Raw genomic sequence first — 15,138 nt, forward strand, 5'->3', positions numbered from 1 at the left:
GCCCCTGCTGTTGAGTGTCGGCCACACTGGCTGCACGGGAGGGGCGGTTTCGGACCTGAAGCTCTACAACACGAATGGCGGCGTGACTGACGTCGCGCCGCGTCTTGCTGATGCCGAGGCCGATGTGCAGAGCATCGTCGAGGGCAACATGGAGAAGTTGTTCGGGGTCCGGTTCCTGGCAAGCGAGTACAGCACCGGCCCGGTCCACGGTGGCCGGATCGACTCGCTGGGCCTCGACGAGAACGGAGCTCCGGTGGTCGTCGAATACAAGCGAGGTGTGGACTCTGGCGTCATCAACCAGGGGCTGTTCTACCTCGGCTGGTTGATGGATCACCGGGCCGAGTTCCAGCACCTGGTCCGCGACCGGCTCGGGGCCACGACCGCGGCCCCGGTGCTGTGGAGTGCACCCAGGCTGATCTGCGTCGCCGGCGACTTCACCCGCTACGACGTCCACGCCGTACGCGAGCATCGACGGAGCATCGACTTGGTTCGCTACCGCTTCTTCGGTCAGGACCTCCTTGGTCTTGAGACCGTGGCATCTGTCAGTGGAAGGACGTCGGCCGCCGGGCGAGTTCGCCGGCGCGCGGCCGTGCTGCCGCCTGTCCGCGGGCACGGAGGGGCGCTGGCGGAGCTGGCGGAGGCGGTCGACGAGGTATTGCTCAGCCTCGGTGACGGCGTCAGCCGGGTGCAGCGCAAGCAGTACCGCGCGTATCAGCGGCTGCGGAACTTCGCCTGCGTCTGCCCGCCACAGAAGACCAAGCTCCTCGTCTATCTCAAGGCCGATCCGAGGGAGGTCGACCTCATACCCGGCTTCACCCGGGACGTGACGGGGCTCGGTCACCATGGCACGGGCGACCTGGAGGTGCAGTTGCGCTCCGAGCGGGACGTGGAGCGGGCTGTGAGCCTCTTCCGCGTGAGCTACGCGGCGGGGTAGCCGTCTCGTGCGTCTGTGAAACGGATGAGCGCGCGACAGCGTGGCTGTGGATGTTGTGGTGGCGATGCCTTCCGACGTCTGGGCAGGTAGTGGCGGTGGATCATCAATGATGCGGAGGATGCCCGGTTTGGCCAACCGGGCATCCGCAGCTACATTCCGCCCTCCTTCGGCAGTGGCACCTCGGCTTCTCGTGATCACGACCAGAGGGGGCGGCTGTGCGGCGGGGCCCGCCGATCGTGCTCACAGGAGGCGGTTGTGTTTTGGCTGTAGCTGCCGTACGCACAAGGTCGACGAAGGTGTCTTGCTGTTCGGCCTGCCAGGCGTCGTCGTCGGCCTCGTCCCATTCCTCCTCGCGGTCCGGCAGTTTGGCGTGCTCCTCGAAGATGAGCCAGCAGGCGTGGATGCCGAACAGCAGGTCCTCGAGAAGGTCGCGGGCCAGGAGCGGTCGGACACACCGGGTGGTACTTGTCCTGCCTGGCCGGGGGCTATGCGCAGGAGCTGATCGCCCTCAACCGTTGGGGTGGCATGCGCCCCTTGGTCGCGCCGGAGGTCGCCCGCAGCACCACCGAGAGACTGGCGTGGCCGCAGGCGTTTCGCTGCGGTGGTCCCTCGGTGCACGGCTGGGGTGTGGCCGAGACCGGCGTGCCCGTCCGGGCTCTTCACAGGATGTATTCCTCCATCAGTTCGGCGAGGTGGACGATGGCTGGCCAGGTGGTGGCGATGGAGGTGTGCGCGTGGAGGCGTCGTTGAGCGTGGACGTACATGGCCCAGTCGGCTGGGTTGTCGCCGTCCTGGAGGAAGGCGGGCACGATCTCCAGGGAGCTGGGGTTGGAGCAGGTCCAGGTCCGGTTGGCGGTCTGGGCCGGGTCGAGCTTGGTGAGCGTGAGAGGGGTCTGGTTCTGATCGGGGCGCGGGTTGATGCCCCAGAAGGAGCGTTCCCCGACTTCGACCAGGCCGGAGAATCGTCCGTGCCGGGTGACGGGAATCAGGTTGTCGGTGTCGTCGTCGGCGCTGGCCAATTCCTGGGTGACGCCGAAGGCTCTGGGCACTGCAGAGCGGTCGCTGCGCTCGCGTAGCCGGATGATGCGCAGGCCCGGGTGGTCGCCGGGCTTGCGGTGGACTGGGTCGGCGTTGGGGGCCGTGAGGTCGATGCCCGGCAGCACGAGCTGGTCGAAGGTGATACGGCTGTCTTGTAGCCAGGGCCAGATGTCTTTGTCGCTCGTCCGGGCGCGGCGTACGAGCAGCAGGCGGTTGGTGGTGGAGTCGAGCGACAGGGCGTTGGTGAGGAATTCGGCGAGGGCTGCGCGAGCGGTACGGGGCACGCGTCCGCGGCCGGCCACGAGGGCTTCTGGCAGGGCGGTCAGTGGCATGGGGTGCTCGGCAGGACTGCCGGTTGTCGTCATGAGCTGTGCCGTGGGCTCCTCGTGGGTGTGCTGACGGATCAGCATGGGCACGAGCATCCGTTCGCCTGCGGGGGCGAGCCACACGGTGATCAGTTCGAAAGGGCCTTCGACGCTGGGTGGGGCGGGGAGTTTGGGTAGGTGACCGGCCTGGCGGAGGGCGTCCCGGAGAGCGGCGGTGGCCCGCTCGATGTCGGTGGTCGCGAAGTCGGTGCCGGGAAAGCGCTTGGCGAGGGCTGCTTTGCTGGGATTGGGGTTGGCCGGCGGGATGGGGCGTAGGCATTGGACGTTGCGGCGCAGGCTCGGGAGGGCTTTCTTGAAGAGCGGCTTGGGGTCGCGTTGGTGTGTGCGGGAGAAGTAGGCCGCGCCTTCCATCTCCACGATGCAGGCGATGGGGTGGGCAAGGCGGGGGAATGCACGGGTGATTCGCGTGGTGCGTTCGGCCTCGCTGGCTTCGTAGGCGATGCGGATAATAAGCGGCGCGAAGCGGATAGAGCACGAAGGGGCGCGGTGGAGGGGACCATTCAGGTCCATCAAGGCCGCATGCTGGGCACAGAGACCTCAGCCCCGCTACCCGGAAGCCTGCCGCCCGTGGACCGACGCGCCTTCCTGGCTGCCACCAGCCTCGCCGCTATCGCCCCGATAGACCTTGCCCGACTCGTAGCCCCGACGGCACCGCCCGAGCTCCCGAAGCGCATTCGACCGAAGGAGCTTCAAGAGCTGCGCCTTATCGCCGACGGCATCCACCGTTGGGACAACGCCCAGGGCGGAGGCGGCATGCTCGGCGACTTCGCCAGCCGCAGCATGGAATGGGCCGTTCGGCTGCTGTCCGTCGACTGTCCGGCCCCGCTGCGCCCGGAAATCCTCGGCGGTGTCGCGCGGCTGGGCATCGTGGTCGGCGCAACTCACTTCGACGCCTACGCCCACGATGACGCCCGGGTAGCGTTCAAGATCGCATCCGAGTGCGCGGAGGAGGCCGGCGACTGGTGGCTGCGCGCAAAGACCTTCTCCTTCCTGTCCCGTCAGGCGACGTGGCTCGGCGACCCGGATGAGGGGCTGACGTACGCGGAGAAGGGCCTCGTCCGTTCTGACCGGCTCACTCCGACCATCCAAGCCATGCTGCACAGCGCTCGCGCCCGGGCGTTCGGGAAGATGCACGACGTACAGGGCACCTTGGCCGCAGTCGGTGCAGCTGACGATGCCTTCGCCCACTCGAACCCTGCCGAGGATCCGCTTTGGATGGGCTACTACGACGACGCGCAGCACCACGGCGACACGGCACATGCGCTCTGGGACCTGGCCATGCATGCCGACCAGGACCCCGGACGGGCAGCGCAGCGATTCACGACGGCGGTCGCCGGACACAGCGATGAGTACGCCCGCTCGCGCGCGATCTCGGCTACAAAGCTGGCGTCACTGGTCATGGCGAAGGGCGACCCGATGCAGGCAATCCACATTGGTCACCAGGCTCTCAACGACGTCGGCCAGCTCACCTCACGGAGGGCAGCCGACGACCTCAAGGAACTCCGCCGACTCGCCGGCCAGCACCGCACGCTGGAGGAGGCGGCACACCTCCGCCAGCGAATCACGACTACCTTGCAGGCATGACGATCTCGGCTGTCCCCGCCCGTGCCGTACTGGAAGCAGCCTGTGCCCTCGCAGGCTTCGACCCCGCTGGCGCCGAGCCCGTGCGCATCGCCGAGAACGAGATCTGGCGCCTGCCTGGCGAGGTGATCATTCGCATCGCCCGCGCCGGCCAGTGGAAAGCCGCGGTGCGTGAGGTGCTCGTGGCCCGGTGGCTCGCCGACAACGGAGTGCCGGCCGTCCGCGCGCTGCCGCACGAGCAGCCCATCGAGGCCGGGGGCCGCCCTGTGACCTTCTGGGTTGAGCTTCCGCCGCATGAGATCGGCGCCGTCATGGACGTCGTCACACTGCTGAAGCAACTCCACCCGCTGCCGGTCCCAGACCTCCCCCTCGACCGGCTGGACCCGTTTGTGCGGGTCGTCGAGCGAATCGAGGCAGCCACGTCGCTTCCGGAAGATGATCGCGCCTGGCTACGTGGTCGGCATGCGGAACTCTGCGAGCAGTGGGAGCGTCGGCCCGCCGGCCTGCCCGAGTGCGTTGTGCACGGCGACGCGTGGGTCGGCAACGTCGCACGCACGCCAGAGGGACCAGTACTGCTCGACTTCGAGCGAGCCTCTGTCGGGCCGCCCGAGTGGGATCTGGTCTCTACGGCGGTCAAGCTGACGACGACCGGGGCGGTCACCGAGGCCGAGTACGCCGAGTTCTGCGAGGCGTATGGAACGGACGTCACCGAGTGGGAGGGTTACGAGCTCCTCGCCGGGGCTCGTGAGTTGCGCATGACCACCTTCGCGGCCCAGCACGCGGCCACGCGCCCTGAGTGGCGGGCAGAGGCTCAGTACCGCGTCGACTGCCTGCGTGGCCGTGCAGAACCGCGACCCTGGCGTTGGAAAGGGATCATGTAGTGCCCGCGCTCAGCCAGGCGTAGGAGTCACCAGCAGCGTCGTCGACCGCTTCAAGTGGCGCCTCGCCTACATCCGTCAGAGCGAGATCGACGCCGCCGCCGTGGCTACGCTGGCCGAGTCCATTACGGAGCTGGAGGGGACCCGGGGCGGGGAGGACTGAACCTGTTCAGTGACACCGGCGACCTCACGAGGGGGGTAGGCGAGATAGACCTCGCCCATGCCACCCGAGCCCAGCCGGCGTGCCACGATGCAATTGCCGATCCCTGTGGGCCCCCGTTCATGCGCCCCAACTCACCCTTCACTACATCAGCCGAGCAGCTCTTTGCCGATCACTCTAATCGTCCGGCTGACTGCAGGAAGGGTCTCCCCGCGACAGCACCGATCAGCCAGCGAGCCGAGAGGGTCGCTTGCCGGCCATCGGCCGTGTGCGGCTCCTTGCAGCCTTGATTCGCCCACGGCAGACGAGAAAGAGCGCTGAAGGGCTGGAACCTGCTCCGGGACCATGTCAACGTACAACGTCTCGGAAAATACCAGGTCAGCAAGGGGTTCGGGCTTCCGGGCCGACCAAGAGACAGGTCGACCATGACGGCAGCCGGTACCTCAGTTCATGCTCCTCGGCCTCCGCGCCGAGTCCCCGATCCAAGGAGGTCACCTGCCGAAGGCCGCTCTCAGACCTGGAGCCGCAATCCGACCACGTCGCCTGGGCCGCCGGTGCTCCCGAGCGCGTCGCGGCAGGCAAACCTCGACCGGCCCACCGCGATGCGCTCTTGGTGCTCGTGACGGATGGAGCGACGCCCCGTCTCCGGTCGTACTGGCTGGTCTCCTGAGCCTCGTCCACTAACAAGATTGCCTGTGCGGGCCCGAAACATAGACCACGATCGCCGGTTAGCCAAACCGGCAATCGTGACGACCATTTGAGTGCGTTCGCATGCGGCTGCACTTGGCGGTGGAGCAGTAGCGGATGCAGTAAAAGGCGCCGCAAACCCGTAGAGAACGGCACCGTCTGCTGGTGCCTTGATGGCCGCGGCGTCCCTTCCCTGAAGCGTTGCGGCCCTCCGTCAATGTGGAATTTTCATGGCCTGAAGGAGAGTGAGTAATCCTGTCCGATCCGATCAGGAAGTTGCCACCGAACGCGAAGGGGCAGATCCGGTACCGGTTCGTGGTCGATATAGGCATCGACCCCGCCACCGGAAGGCGCAAGCAACTAACCCGTACATTCGGCACGCTGAAGGAAGCGAAGGCCGAGTACGCCCGCATCACCAACCGTCACCAGGAAGGGACGCTCGCACCGCCAAATAAGCTCACCGTGAATGAGTGGCTCGACCAGTGGCTGGCCATGAAGGCTGACGACTTGGAAGAGACCACCATTTACAACTACCGCATCACCCTGGACCGGGTGCGGGGGAAGTTGGGCAACATACGTCTTCAGGAGCTCACTGAAGAGGACATAGAAGGGTGGATGCACTGGGCTCTGAAGCACGGGCGCGTACGCGGTGGAAAAGCCGGAACTCCACTCGGAGTGACCAGCGTGGACATGAGCCTTGCTCGACTGAAGGACGCTCTCAATCGAGCCGTGACGCGTCGGCTGGTGACGATGAACGTGTCCCAGCACGTGACCATTCCGCGAAGGGCGCGCAAGGAGGAACGGAAGAAGAAGGAGGAGGTGAAGCCCTGGAACGTCCAGGAGGTTCAGGCGTTCGTGCAGGGCGTCAGGGGTGAACGGCTCTACGCTCCGCTCCTGCTGTCCCTCATGGGTCTACGTCCGGCTGAAGTCTGCGGACTCCGGTGGGAAGACGTCGACGCCGGATCACATCCTTGCGCGGTGGGCCGGACACACGAATGTGAAGACCACCAAGAAGTGGTACGTGAAGCCGGACGTCGAGGATCTTCGCGAAGCCGCCACAATGCGGGATGGGCTGCACGGGAGTGCAACGGAGGGGCAAGCGTGAGCCAGGCGGTCTACCAGCCGGGCGACTTGCCCAGGCGTATAGCCAGCAAGATCGAGGTGGACCCGGAGACCGCCTGCTGGCTGTGGACCGGTAGCTGCAACGGGAAGGGGCAGTCAGGCTACGGCCAAGTCTCCTACGAGGGAAAGACACAACTTGTTCACCGTGTGGTGTTCAGGTTGCTGGTCGGTGAGATTCCCGAGGGTTTCCAGGTGCGTCATGCCGATCCTTGGGGACGGCACTTTACGCTTTGCTGCAACCCGGACCACCTGGAAGCCGTGCCAAAGGAGGAAGCTCTGCGGCGCAGGGACTGGGAGAGCGCGCGAGCCAGGAGGACGCACTGTCCAAGCGGCCACGCGTACACACCGGAGAACTCGTATCTGGATCCCCGAGGGTTCCGGCAGTGCCGGACGTGCCGCGCCGAGAGGGTCAAGAGCCGTCGGGTTCCCCCGGCCGTGTGAGATTTCGTGATACGTGAGAGGGTTTGACGGGTGAGCGAGACACCACCGAACACCCTGCAATACCGCTTTGACGGGCCAGAAGAGGCTCCGGTCCTGATCCTGGGTCCCTCCCTGGGTACCACATGGCACAGGTTGTAAAGACCGTCTATGGGCGTCCGCGCCAGTCCATGGTGTGTGCGTTGTAGCAGGTCAGGGCTTTGCGGTCCGGTGGCGTCGGCGTAGTTGGTGACAGACGTGTGACAGGGCCGGTGATAGACCGAGGCCCCGCCGGGGGGCATCCTTGGCGGGCCTCTGCCCAGAGCCGTGAGACGAAGCCTGACCGGAGCGCTCCGGTGAGGCATCACCGTGAAGTTGACTGTGCGTGCACGCGTGACGCGGTCGGCTCGTCATGCAGTTTGTCTTCCAGCGCTGTTCTCGGGGACGCTGAATTTGCGATCGCAGCCATGACAGACGACGTGGCCCGCCAGGCAACTGGGCGGGCTCTGTCGGCTGGAGGGTTGATGCGCTGTGTCCTGCTCGGGCAGGCCAAGCGGTATGCCGGATGCCCGTGGGTGAGTCACGTAGTGGCCGCCGTCGATGCTTCGCGTGATGTCGTTCCGTGAGGCTGGGTGGGGCCCCAGACAGGTTTTGTGTCAGGGGCCATAGGGGCTCCAGTGTCCGAGAAAGGGCTTCAGGTCGTCGGCTCGTGGTTCGGGGATGTCGGGCATCCGAGGTGGCGTGTTCAGTGGGTCGAGGCGCTCGGCGGTGGCTACTGCCCAGGTGATCCATGCCTCGGCTTCGGTTCTGGTCTGGCCTGGGGGCAGTGTCTCGACTCGTCTGCGTGCGGCGCTCACGTATTCGGCCAGTCGGGTCGCGTGACGCCATGCCGCTTCCTGCGCTTCGAAGTGCCTGACACGGTACGCCTCGGCGTATTGGGCGCGCGCCCTATCCATGGCTGCTTCCCAGCGGATGCGCTTCTGGCGCGCTGCCTCGAGTTCGTCTAGAAGATCACTGAAAATGTTGCGGGTTCTGGCCCCGGCCCGGTAGGGCCGGGGTCAGTCTTGTAGGCATGCAGGGGGAATGGGCCGGGGAGATGGTCGGGCCGGATGTGTGGGAGACCTGCCGGGAGTTGATCCCGGCCGGGAGCGTATTTGCGTTTCTGGCCGAGCACCGGGAGGCACTGTTCCCGCCGTCGATGTTCGCGGACATGTACCCGTCGTCCAACGGCCGTCCGAGTCTGCCGCCGCAGGTCCTGGCCGCCACCGTGGTGCTGCAGAGCCTGCAGGGGCTGTCGGACTTCGAGACGGTCCAGGAACTGCGGTGTGATCTGCGGTGGAAAGCGGCCTGTGGGCTGGGCTTGTACGACATGGCGTTCGATCCGTCGCTGCTGACGTACTTCAGGCGCCGGCTGCGCCACTCGGCCGAGCCGATGCGGATTTTCACCAAGGTCAAGGAGGTCGTGGCCGCGACCGGGGTGCTCAAGGGCAAGCAGCGGCGTGCTGTGGACTCCACCGTCCTCGATGACGCGGTGGCCACCCAGGACACCGTCACCCAGATCGTCTCCGCGATCCGCCGGGTGATCCGTGATGTCCCTGGAGCCCAGGAGGCCGCCGCGGAGCACTGCCGCGCGCACGACTACACCGACCCGGGCAAACCGAAGATCGCCTGGAACGACGAGCAGGCGCGCGCTGCGCTGGTGGATGCGCTGGTCACCGACGCCCTCAACCTGCTCGGGCGCCTGCCCGATCGTGAGCTGGGCGAGAAGGCCGCGAACGCGATGGGCCTGCTGGCCCTGGTCGCCGGGCAGGATGTGGAACCGGCCGAGGACTCCGACGGACGCGATGGCCGCTGGCGCATCGCCCGGCGCACCGCGCCCGACCGGACGGTGTCCACCGTCGATCCCGACGCCCGGCACATCCACAAAAACCGCACCCGCCACCAGGACGGATTCAAAGGACACGTCTCCTTCGAGCCGGAGAGCGGGCTGTTCACCGCCGTCGCTGTCACCGGCGGCTATGGTCCCGGCAACCACGAAGCGGCCGTTGCCCGTGATCTGCTGGACGGGGAGGACGGCGAGTTAACCGTGCTCGGCGACTCCGCCTACGGCACCGGCGAGCTGCGCGAACAGTTGCAGGCCGCGGGCCACACCCTGGTCATCAAGCCACCGCCGCTGCGGCAGGTGATCCCCGACGGCTTCACCATCGACGACTTCCGCATCGACCCAGCCGCCGGCACCGCGACCTGCCCAGCCGGACGAACCGCCAACCTCGGCCAGATCAAAGCCGACGGGGCCCGCACCGCCCAGTTCAAACGCCTCTGCGTCGGCTGCCCCCTGCGCGAGCGCTGCACCACATCCAAGACCGGACGCACCCTCAACATCCACCCCCAGCATGAACTGCTGACCGCCGCCCGCCGAGACGCCGCCGACCCGGCCTGGCAGGCCGAATACCGCAGATGGCGGCCCCCGGTCGAACGCGCCATCGCCTGGCTGGTCGCCAAGGGCAACCGACGCGTCCCGCACCGCGGCGTCATCGCCAACAACCTCTGGCTGCACCACCGCGCCGCCGCCCTCAACCTCCGCCGACTGATCAACCTCGGACTCACCCGGACCGGCACCACCTGGCACCTCACCCCGGCCACCACATAGCGAAAAGGGCCGCCCGGCCCACGGCCGGACAGCCCTCAACAAGATTTTCAGTGATCTTCTAGGCGTCGGCGTTCGGCGGCTTCACCGCGGAGTGTGACCTCTTGGGCGATCTCGGCGAGCTGGTCTTCGAGGAGGCGGCCGGGGGTGTCGGCCCATTCGCTCGCCCGGTGTGGCTGGCCGCCGTTGAGGACCAAACGGAGACGTTCGGACGGGGTGTAGTCGAAACGGGGGATTCTGATCCAGGAGTACTTCTTGGCCTCGGCGAGTTCCTGCTCGGTCGCGACGTGCTCGGCCCGGTCCTGTTCCTGGAGGACGAGGAACCCCACTGTGATCCCTTGAGCGGTGATGGTGAAGTGGGGAGATGCCCTGCGGCGGCGATGAGACGCGGGTGCAGAGCCTGTCCGTCCCGCCGCACAGGAATGTCCCTCGGACTCGGCAGCGGTGATCAGTGCCTGGATGAGCCTGAGGGCACGTCCTTGGACGGGCTGGGTCAGGCCCAGCGGCCGGGGTTCGTTTTGCATGGCCCGTACCGCGCTGTGCGGCCGAGTGAGCCGGGAGGGGACAGGGACGGGGGCGAGGACGGCAAGGCGCCAGGCGGGAATGTCGACGAGCTTGATCTCATATCCATCGCGGCACCAGCCCCCGTACAGTTCCTTGGTTTTCGGGATCTTTCCCGATCTGCGGGCGGCGGCGATGCGGGATGGCCAGTTCACAGAGTCACGGCCGGTGCCGGGCTTGACGATCCGGCCGCCGGCGTCCGCGAGCTCTTGCAGCAGATGCTCCGTGAACGTCACACGATTCTGCCCAGGAGTGCTTGGCTTTCGCCCGGCGGCCGGAGCGTCCTGCGTTCGGGTTGCCGAGCGCTGTGGAGCTGCGGCCTGGGCTTTCCGCGGGCGCGACCCTGGGGGAGGGTATGTGCCCTGCGCCAGATAGTGCTGGCCTGCGCTCGTCAGGACGACGCTCCACTGCCCGCCCTTCCGGGAGACCGCGACCAGGCCCCGGTTCTGCAGCGCCTGACAGGTGGTCTTGTAGGAGCTGGTCTCCCATACGCCGTCAGGGCAGCCGGCACCCACCCACTGCAACACCGCACGCTGCCGGTCGTTGACCTGCCGTTCCAACGGACCACCTTTGACTGTGTCTGGCGTTGACGGGGCGGATGCTGTCAGCAGTGGTGGCAACGGGGTGGGCTCTTCGCGCAGAATTCGCTCGAAGGAGCGGCCGATGTCGGCTCCTCCACTGGGCTCGATGCCGGGCGACGAAGTGGGCGGACGAGGATGCTGGCACCTGCTGCCTGCGTGGTAGCGGCAGAAACTCATGTCGGCAACGACGTCTACGACAACGTTGGGATCGTCCGGCGTCAGACAGGCGTCCCGTGGCTTCAGCTCCGCCACACTCCACCGGTCCGTTGACTTCTGCAGGTGAGATGGCAAAGGGTCCTGCTGGGGCAACCGGCGGATTCAGGTGCGGTCGTCGCCGTGGCCGTGCAAGAGGTAGTGGGAGTCGCCCGGATGGTGTTGCACCCGGGACTGCCGCCAGGCGGCGTCGAACGACAGCTGCCGCGGAGGTGAGGCGTGTGTGTGGGCCCGGCGCATCAGGGCCAGGGCATGCCAGCTGGTGCGTGGGGACAGGAGGAGACGCCAGAGCGTTGTGTGCTTGGCGTTCACGACGCGTCCTCGGCCAGAGCGGCAACGCCGGGCCACGGTGCTGGTTTCACCAGGGCTTCGGCCCGGTCGGCATGACCGGGCTTCCGGGCGGCACGCATACCGTTGGCGAGGAGCATCACTAGTAGTCGCTTCTGTTCTTCCTTGGGGAACTCGGCGAAAAAATCCCGTAGGACACCCAGGAGTTGCAGCTCCAGGGGTTCATCGCGGTCTTTCGGGTAGCCGCGCAGCCGTCGTGCGAGCGCTTCCAGCTCCGCTTCATCGGGTGGCTTGGTGATCTGCGCGTCCGGCTGCTGGAGCCAACGGGCCAGGAGAGCTGCTGGGTGGGCGAGTTCCCTGGCCAGCGTCTCCGTGCGCTGTCTGGTGAGGGTGTCCGTGGCCGCCTGGGCGCGTATGGCGGTGAGTAGTTCCTTGACTGCGGCACGGTCCTCGTCGGCGAGTTCGAGGTGAACGGAAGCGGTGACCTGAGTGGCTTGGTCCGGAAGGTCGAGAGCCTTAGGTCTGCGCAGCTGCTGTGCGCAGGCATCCTGCGCGGCGGGGAGGTCGATCGGGTCCTGGTCGCGTACCGCGGCCGCCGCCGTGATGCGCAGGGCCGTGCGGACGCGGTCAGCGATCTCATCCGGGTCGTAGGGGCCTGAGGGTTCCGGGGTCAGGGTGGCGTGAATGGTGGCGGTGTAGTGGATGCCGGGCCGACTGCTGCGCAGCACTGCGGAGAAGGCGCTGATCTTCCGGCGGAGTTGCTTGCGTCGGGCCCGTCTGGAATTGCGTCTCATGCCTCGTCCTCCGTCCCGGTGCGAGGGGTGGGATCGTCTTCGGGGGAGGTTGCGTGGCGCGTCGGCGTCGGGGTCTGGCCGCTGTGCGGCTCGGTGTGGGTCGGCCGGGGGTCGTTCCAGCGCAGGATGAGGCGCTCGCGCAGGTCGACGACCGATTGGGAGGTGTATCCCGTGCCGGCTCGTCCGGCGATGAAGGTGGAGAGCGGGCCGGTCATCCAGTGTTCGCGGATGACGTGGTTGAGTACTTCGACCACTGCGTCGGCGTCGAGTGCGCCGTCCGCCACTGCTTCGGCCCAGGCAGCGAGGACTTCCTCGCACCGTGTTTCCAGGGCTGGCACGGACAGGGCGGCGGACCAGCCCTGTACCAGTTCATCTGCTGTGTCCGGGTGCTCCAGGGCATTGGCCAGCAGCAGGGTCGCCACAGGGTGCTCAGCGGAGGGATCGAGCAGGGCCAGGACGGCGCGGCGTGCCGCGAGATGATTCCGATCGTCCGGCTGCTTGTATTCGGTCACCCATTTGCTGACCGTGTCCCATACGCGCGGCAGCAGCCGGATCTCCGAGCCCATGGCGCGCAGGACCTCTTCGGCTACGGATACGGCGCTGTCGTGTTCGGAACGGCCCAGGACCCAGCGCAGGCAGGTGAGGGCTTGGCGGGGGTATTCCTTCGAGAAAGGCCCTTGGCACACGACCGCGGCCACGGTGGCGTTGGCAAGGGTTCCCTGGCCGGCCCAGGACCGCAGTTTCGTACGGGCTTCCGGGCCGAGGGCGGGGTCTCTGGCGACGCGTGCGAGCAGACGGGACGCGCCGTCCTGCCCGGCGTCGCCGGCGGTGGCCCATGACTGGGCGACGTCCAGAGGGCGCAGGTCGCTTTCGTCCACGGCGAGCTGGGCGAGCAGGTCCGCGATCTGGGGGATGCGCGTGGCACCGAGCCCCTTGGGGGCGGTGAGTTGCTTGACCCACTGGATCAGGTTGGGCTGGATGTCGCTGAGCTGGCGCCAGAAGTGCCGCAGCACTGCGGCTGGGTACCCGGGTAGGTGGCCGAAGGAGACTCGCTGCCCGTCGATCTTCGCTTGGACTGCCTCCAGCCGGGTGACGAGATCGCGGCCGGTGAGAATGTCCCGGATGCCGCGCGTCTTCCGGTCATCGAGCAGCAGACGCGCCCCGGCCAGGACCTCGGCGGGGCTGAGCCCCTCCAAGAGCACGGCCGCCAGCAGCAACGCTCGGTCGTCCGCGCTGTCCTGCGTTTCGCGAAAAACGGTACTGACCCGTTCACGCCAGCGCAGAACGAGGTCGCGGGCGTCCTTGACCGTGCCACCCGAGTCGCTGATGCGGCTGAGTTCAAGAGCGAGTGCCGCGGCGTCACCCGGCTGCATGTCGGCTCGAAGGAGGCCGGCAAGCGGGCCTCGACGGTCCTCACCGTCACTCTCCTCACCCCGTCCGCCGGCTTCGTGGACGCTTTCCTGCAGCCATCCACGGTGTGCGACCCACGGATAGAGCCGCTCGATGTGGCGGCGCGCGATCTGGTCGCCCGGGGGTGCGCTGAAAGCTCGAACGACGGTGCGCCCCAGGACCGGGTCGTTCTCGGGCCAGCCGTGCTCACCCGCGACCACGACAAGGTAGGAGCCCTTCTTCCTCAGACTTTCGGCGTGACCGAGGAACTTCCTGGCTGTGACGTCCGGCTTTTCCCAGCGCGCGCTCTCGCCCGAAACATTGAGCAGATACCCTCGGCCGTGCTCGGCGGGGAGCAGAAACTTGTCCTTCTCGACCGATTCCCAGTCCGGCAGCACGTGCTCAAGGCGCAGCCGTAGCCTCGGCCCGCCGGTCCCGGGCAGTACGGGTCGCAGCTCGGACAGGGCGCGCAGTCCCGCTGCGGTCTTGCCCGCCCCGGGCGGGCCGACGATCACAACCACCCGCTCGTCTTGGCCGAGCATGGCCAGCACTTCCGGGGCGGTCGCGATCTCCTTGCCCTCGCTGTCCTCGGCGACCCAGGCACGGCGGACCGCGTCGATTTCCGTCGGGAACACGGGCTCGGTGGGAAGGGACTCTTGCTGATGCAGGTTGATGTCCCGCCCGGCCTGCAGCAGAGTCGAGTAGGTGTTGTTGGCGGCGTGAATCCCGCTGCCGCCGGACACAAGGTTGTCGGGCGGCACAGTGGACGAGGTCACAGCCTCTCACGCCCTCGGGTGCGTGGCGGGACCCCGTAGTTGATGCCCCCACTGCCCGCGTCCAGGTTGCCGGACGCCTGCACGATCTGGCTGTTGGTGTTGTTCTGCGCCGTCAACGCCGGCGCCCCTGCTGCCGGCGTGCCGTCCTGTAAGGCCGGCAGGAGCGCTGCCAGTTCCTCGCCCATATCAGGGTAGCGGTCCAGGTAGGCAGCGAGTTGCAGGACCAGCCGCTGCTCCAGCCGACTGCGCAGTTCGTCGCAGTCTTCCTCCGCCGCCTCGGCGAGGGCCTGCTCCGCGGTGTCGAGCAGCTCCAACTGCCGCTCCACGGCGGAGTCCCCGTCACGCCTGAAGAACCGGGCCAGGGCTGAGCGCAATGTCAACCAGCCGCCCCTGGCCATCTCCGCCGCCACGGCACTCGCCGCCGGCACTGCCAGTGCCATCACGTCCAGTTCCGAAGCCGCCATTCCCCCTCATTCCGTACGCCGTCGCTGCCTGGGCGGAGAACAGTCTGCGATCATTCATGTACGCAGAGCGGCAAGATAGGGGAGCGTGACGGAAACAGATAGGTTGGGCTGTGCGCGCGCACGTCGCACAGCTTGCCCGGAATCAGCCATTCCATCGTAATTCGAGCCCCTTGCCTGCGCCCGTGAACAGCACTGCCCATCAAAAGTTCGACACGCAACCAG

The 15,138-nt window shown here is 67.2% G+C and carries 11 protein-coding genes and 1 pseudogene; 6 read left to right on the forward strand and 6 right to left on the reverse strand.

The window, feature by feature from the left end; all coding sequences use genetic code 11:
* Window positions 1–10 precede the first annotated feature (10 nt).
* Window positions 11–934: a DUF5655 domain-containing protein gene (locus Q4V64_RS43600; protein ID WP_124443514.1), complete on the forward strand. Its 924-nt coding sequence runs from the start codon at window positions 11–13 to the stop codon at window positions 932–934.
* A 659-nt stretch (window positions 935–1,593) separates the two neighbouring features.
* On the opposite strand, the gene Q4V64_RS43605 is transcribed toward Q4V64_RS43600, so the two are convergent.
* On the reverse strand, window positions 1,594–2,868 hold the full coding sequence (locus Q4V64_RS43605) for an RNaseH domain-containing protein (protein WP_253267288.1): 1,275 nt from the start codon (window positions 2,866–2,868) through the stop codon (window positions 1,594–1,596).
* Window positions 2,869–2,925: 57 nt separating this feature from the next.
* On the opposite strand from Q4V64_RS43605, the gene Q4V64_RS43610 reads away from it, so the two are divergent.
* The 5 genes and pseudogenes from Q4V64_RS43610 to Q4V64_RS43625 all read left to right on the forward strand — a co-directional run bounded on the left by Q4V64_RS43610 (window position 2,926) and on the right by Q4V64_RS43625 (window position 9,853).
* Complete coding sequence (locus Q4V64_RS43610; protein WP_124443512.1) at window positions 2,926–3,942, forward strand: hypothetical protein; 1,017 nt, start codon at window positions 2,926–2,928, stop codon at window positions 3,940–3,942.
* Window positions 3,939–4,820 carry an aminoglycoside phosphotransferase family protein gene (locus tag Q4V64_RS43615; protein ID WP_124443511.1) on the forward strand — a complete coding sequence of 294 codons (882 nt, stop codon included), beginning with the start codon at window positions 3,939–3,941 and terminating at the stop codon, window positions 4,818–4,820. Before Q4V64_RS43610 ends, Q4V64_RS43615 begins: the two co-directional genes overlap by 4 nt.
* A 1,120-nt stretch (window positions 4,821–5,940) precedes the next feature.
* On the forward strand, window positions 5,941–7,227 hold the full coding sequence (locus Q4V64_RS43620) for an HNH endonuclease (RefSeq protein WP_253267270.1): 1,287 nt from the start codon (window positions 5,941–5,943) through the stop codon (window positions 7,225–7,227).
* Between the two features lie 30 nt (window positions 7,228–7,257).
* Window positions 7,258–7,356 (forward strand): annotated as a pseudogene (locus Q4V64_RS55670) (3-oxoadipate enol-lactone hydrolase); the annotation flags it as partial.
* Window positions 7,357–8,275: 919 nt separating this feature from the next.
* The gene (locus Q4V64_RS43625) at window positions 8,276–9,853 is read left to right on the forward strand and encodes an IS1182 family transposase (protein WP_303708624.1); all 1,578 of its coding nucleotides are present in this window, start codon (window positions 8,276–8,278) and stop codon (window positions 9,851–9,853) included.
* A 47-nt stretch (window positions 9,854–9,900) separates the two neighbouring features.
* On the opposite strand, the gene Q4V64_RS43630 is transcribed toward Q4V64_RS43625, so the two are convergent.
* The 5 genes from Q4V64_RS43630 to Q4V64_RS43650 form a co-directional block, all read right to left on the reverse strand.
* A complete protein-coding gene (locus tag Q4V64_RS43630) occupies window positions 9,901–10,647 on the reverse strand; it encodes a hypothetical protein (RefSeq protein ID WP_303714279.1) in 747 nt (248 codons plus the stop codon).
* A gap of 663 nt (window positions 10,648–11,310) precedes the next feature.
* Window positions 11,311–11,517 (reverse strand): hypothetical protein, encoded by a 207-nt coding sequence (locus tag Q4V64_RS43635; RefSeq protein ID WP_124445665.1) that lies wholly within the window; start codon window positions 11,515–11,517, stop codon window positions 11,311–11,313.
* Window positions 11,514–12,287, reverse strand: coding sequence for a hypothetical protein (locus tag Q4V64_RS43640; protein ID WP_124445666.1), 774 nt, complete (start codon window positions 12,285–12,287; stop codon window positions 11,514–11,516). The genes Q4V64_RS43635 and Q4V64_RS43640 overlap by 4 nt, the downstream gene beginning before the upstream one ends.
* Window positions 12,284–14,452: a hypothetical protein gene (locus Q4V64_RS43645; protein WP_124445667.1), complete on the reverse strand. Its 2,169-nt coding sequence runs from the start codon at window positions 14,450–14,452 to the stop codon at window positions 12,284–12,286. Before Q4V64_RS43645 ends, Q4V64_RS43640 begins: the two co-directional genes overlap by 4 nt.
* Entirely contained in the window at window positions 14,449–14,916 is a 468-nt protein-coding gene (locus Q4V64_RS43650) for a hypothetical protein (RefSeq protein ID WP_124445668.1), read from the reverse strand. Before Q4V64_RS43650 ends, Q4V64_RS43645 begins: the two co-directional genes overlap by 4 nt.
* Window positions 14,917–15,138: the final 222 nt, after the last annotated feature.

Origin of the sequence: Streptomyces sp. NL15-2K (genome assembly GCF_030551255.1) — a bacterium.
Classification (GTDB): Bacteria; Actinomycetota; Actinomycetes; order Streptomycetales; family Streptomycetaceae; genus Streptomyces.

What these genes read in the sequence shown, in the direction of transcription:
- Q4V64_RS43605 (WP_253267288.1), bottom strand. Translation starts at nt 2,868, where the DNA reads ATGGACCTGAATGGTCCCCTCCACCGCGCCCCTTCGTGCTCTATCCGC.
- Q4V64_RS43615 (WP_124443511.1), top strand. Translation starts at nt 3,939, where the DNA reads ATGACGATCTCGGCTGTCCCCGCCCGTGCCGTACTGGAAGCAGCCTGT.
- Q4V64_RS43625 (WP_303708624.1), top strand. Translation starts at nt 8,276, where the DNA reads ATGCAGGGGGAATGGGCCGGGGAGATGGTCGGGCCGGATGTGTGGGAG.
- Q4V64_RS43640 (WP_124445666.1), bottom strand. Translation starts at nt 12,287, where the DNA reads ATGAGACGCAATTCCAGACGGGCCCGACGCAAGCAACTCCGCCGGAAG.
- Q4V64_RS43650 (WP_124445668.1), bottom strand. Translation starts at nt 14,916, where the DNA reads ATGGCGGCTTCGGAACTGGACGTGATGGCACTGGCAGTGCCGGCGGCG.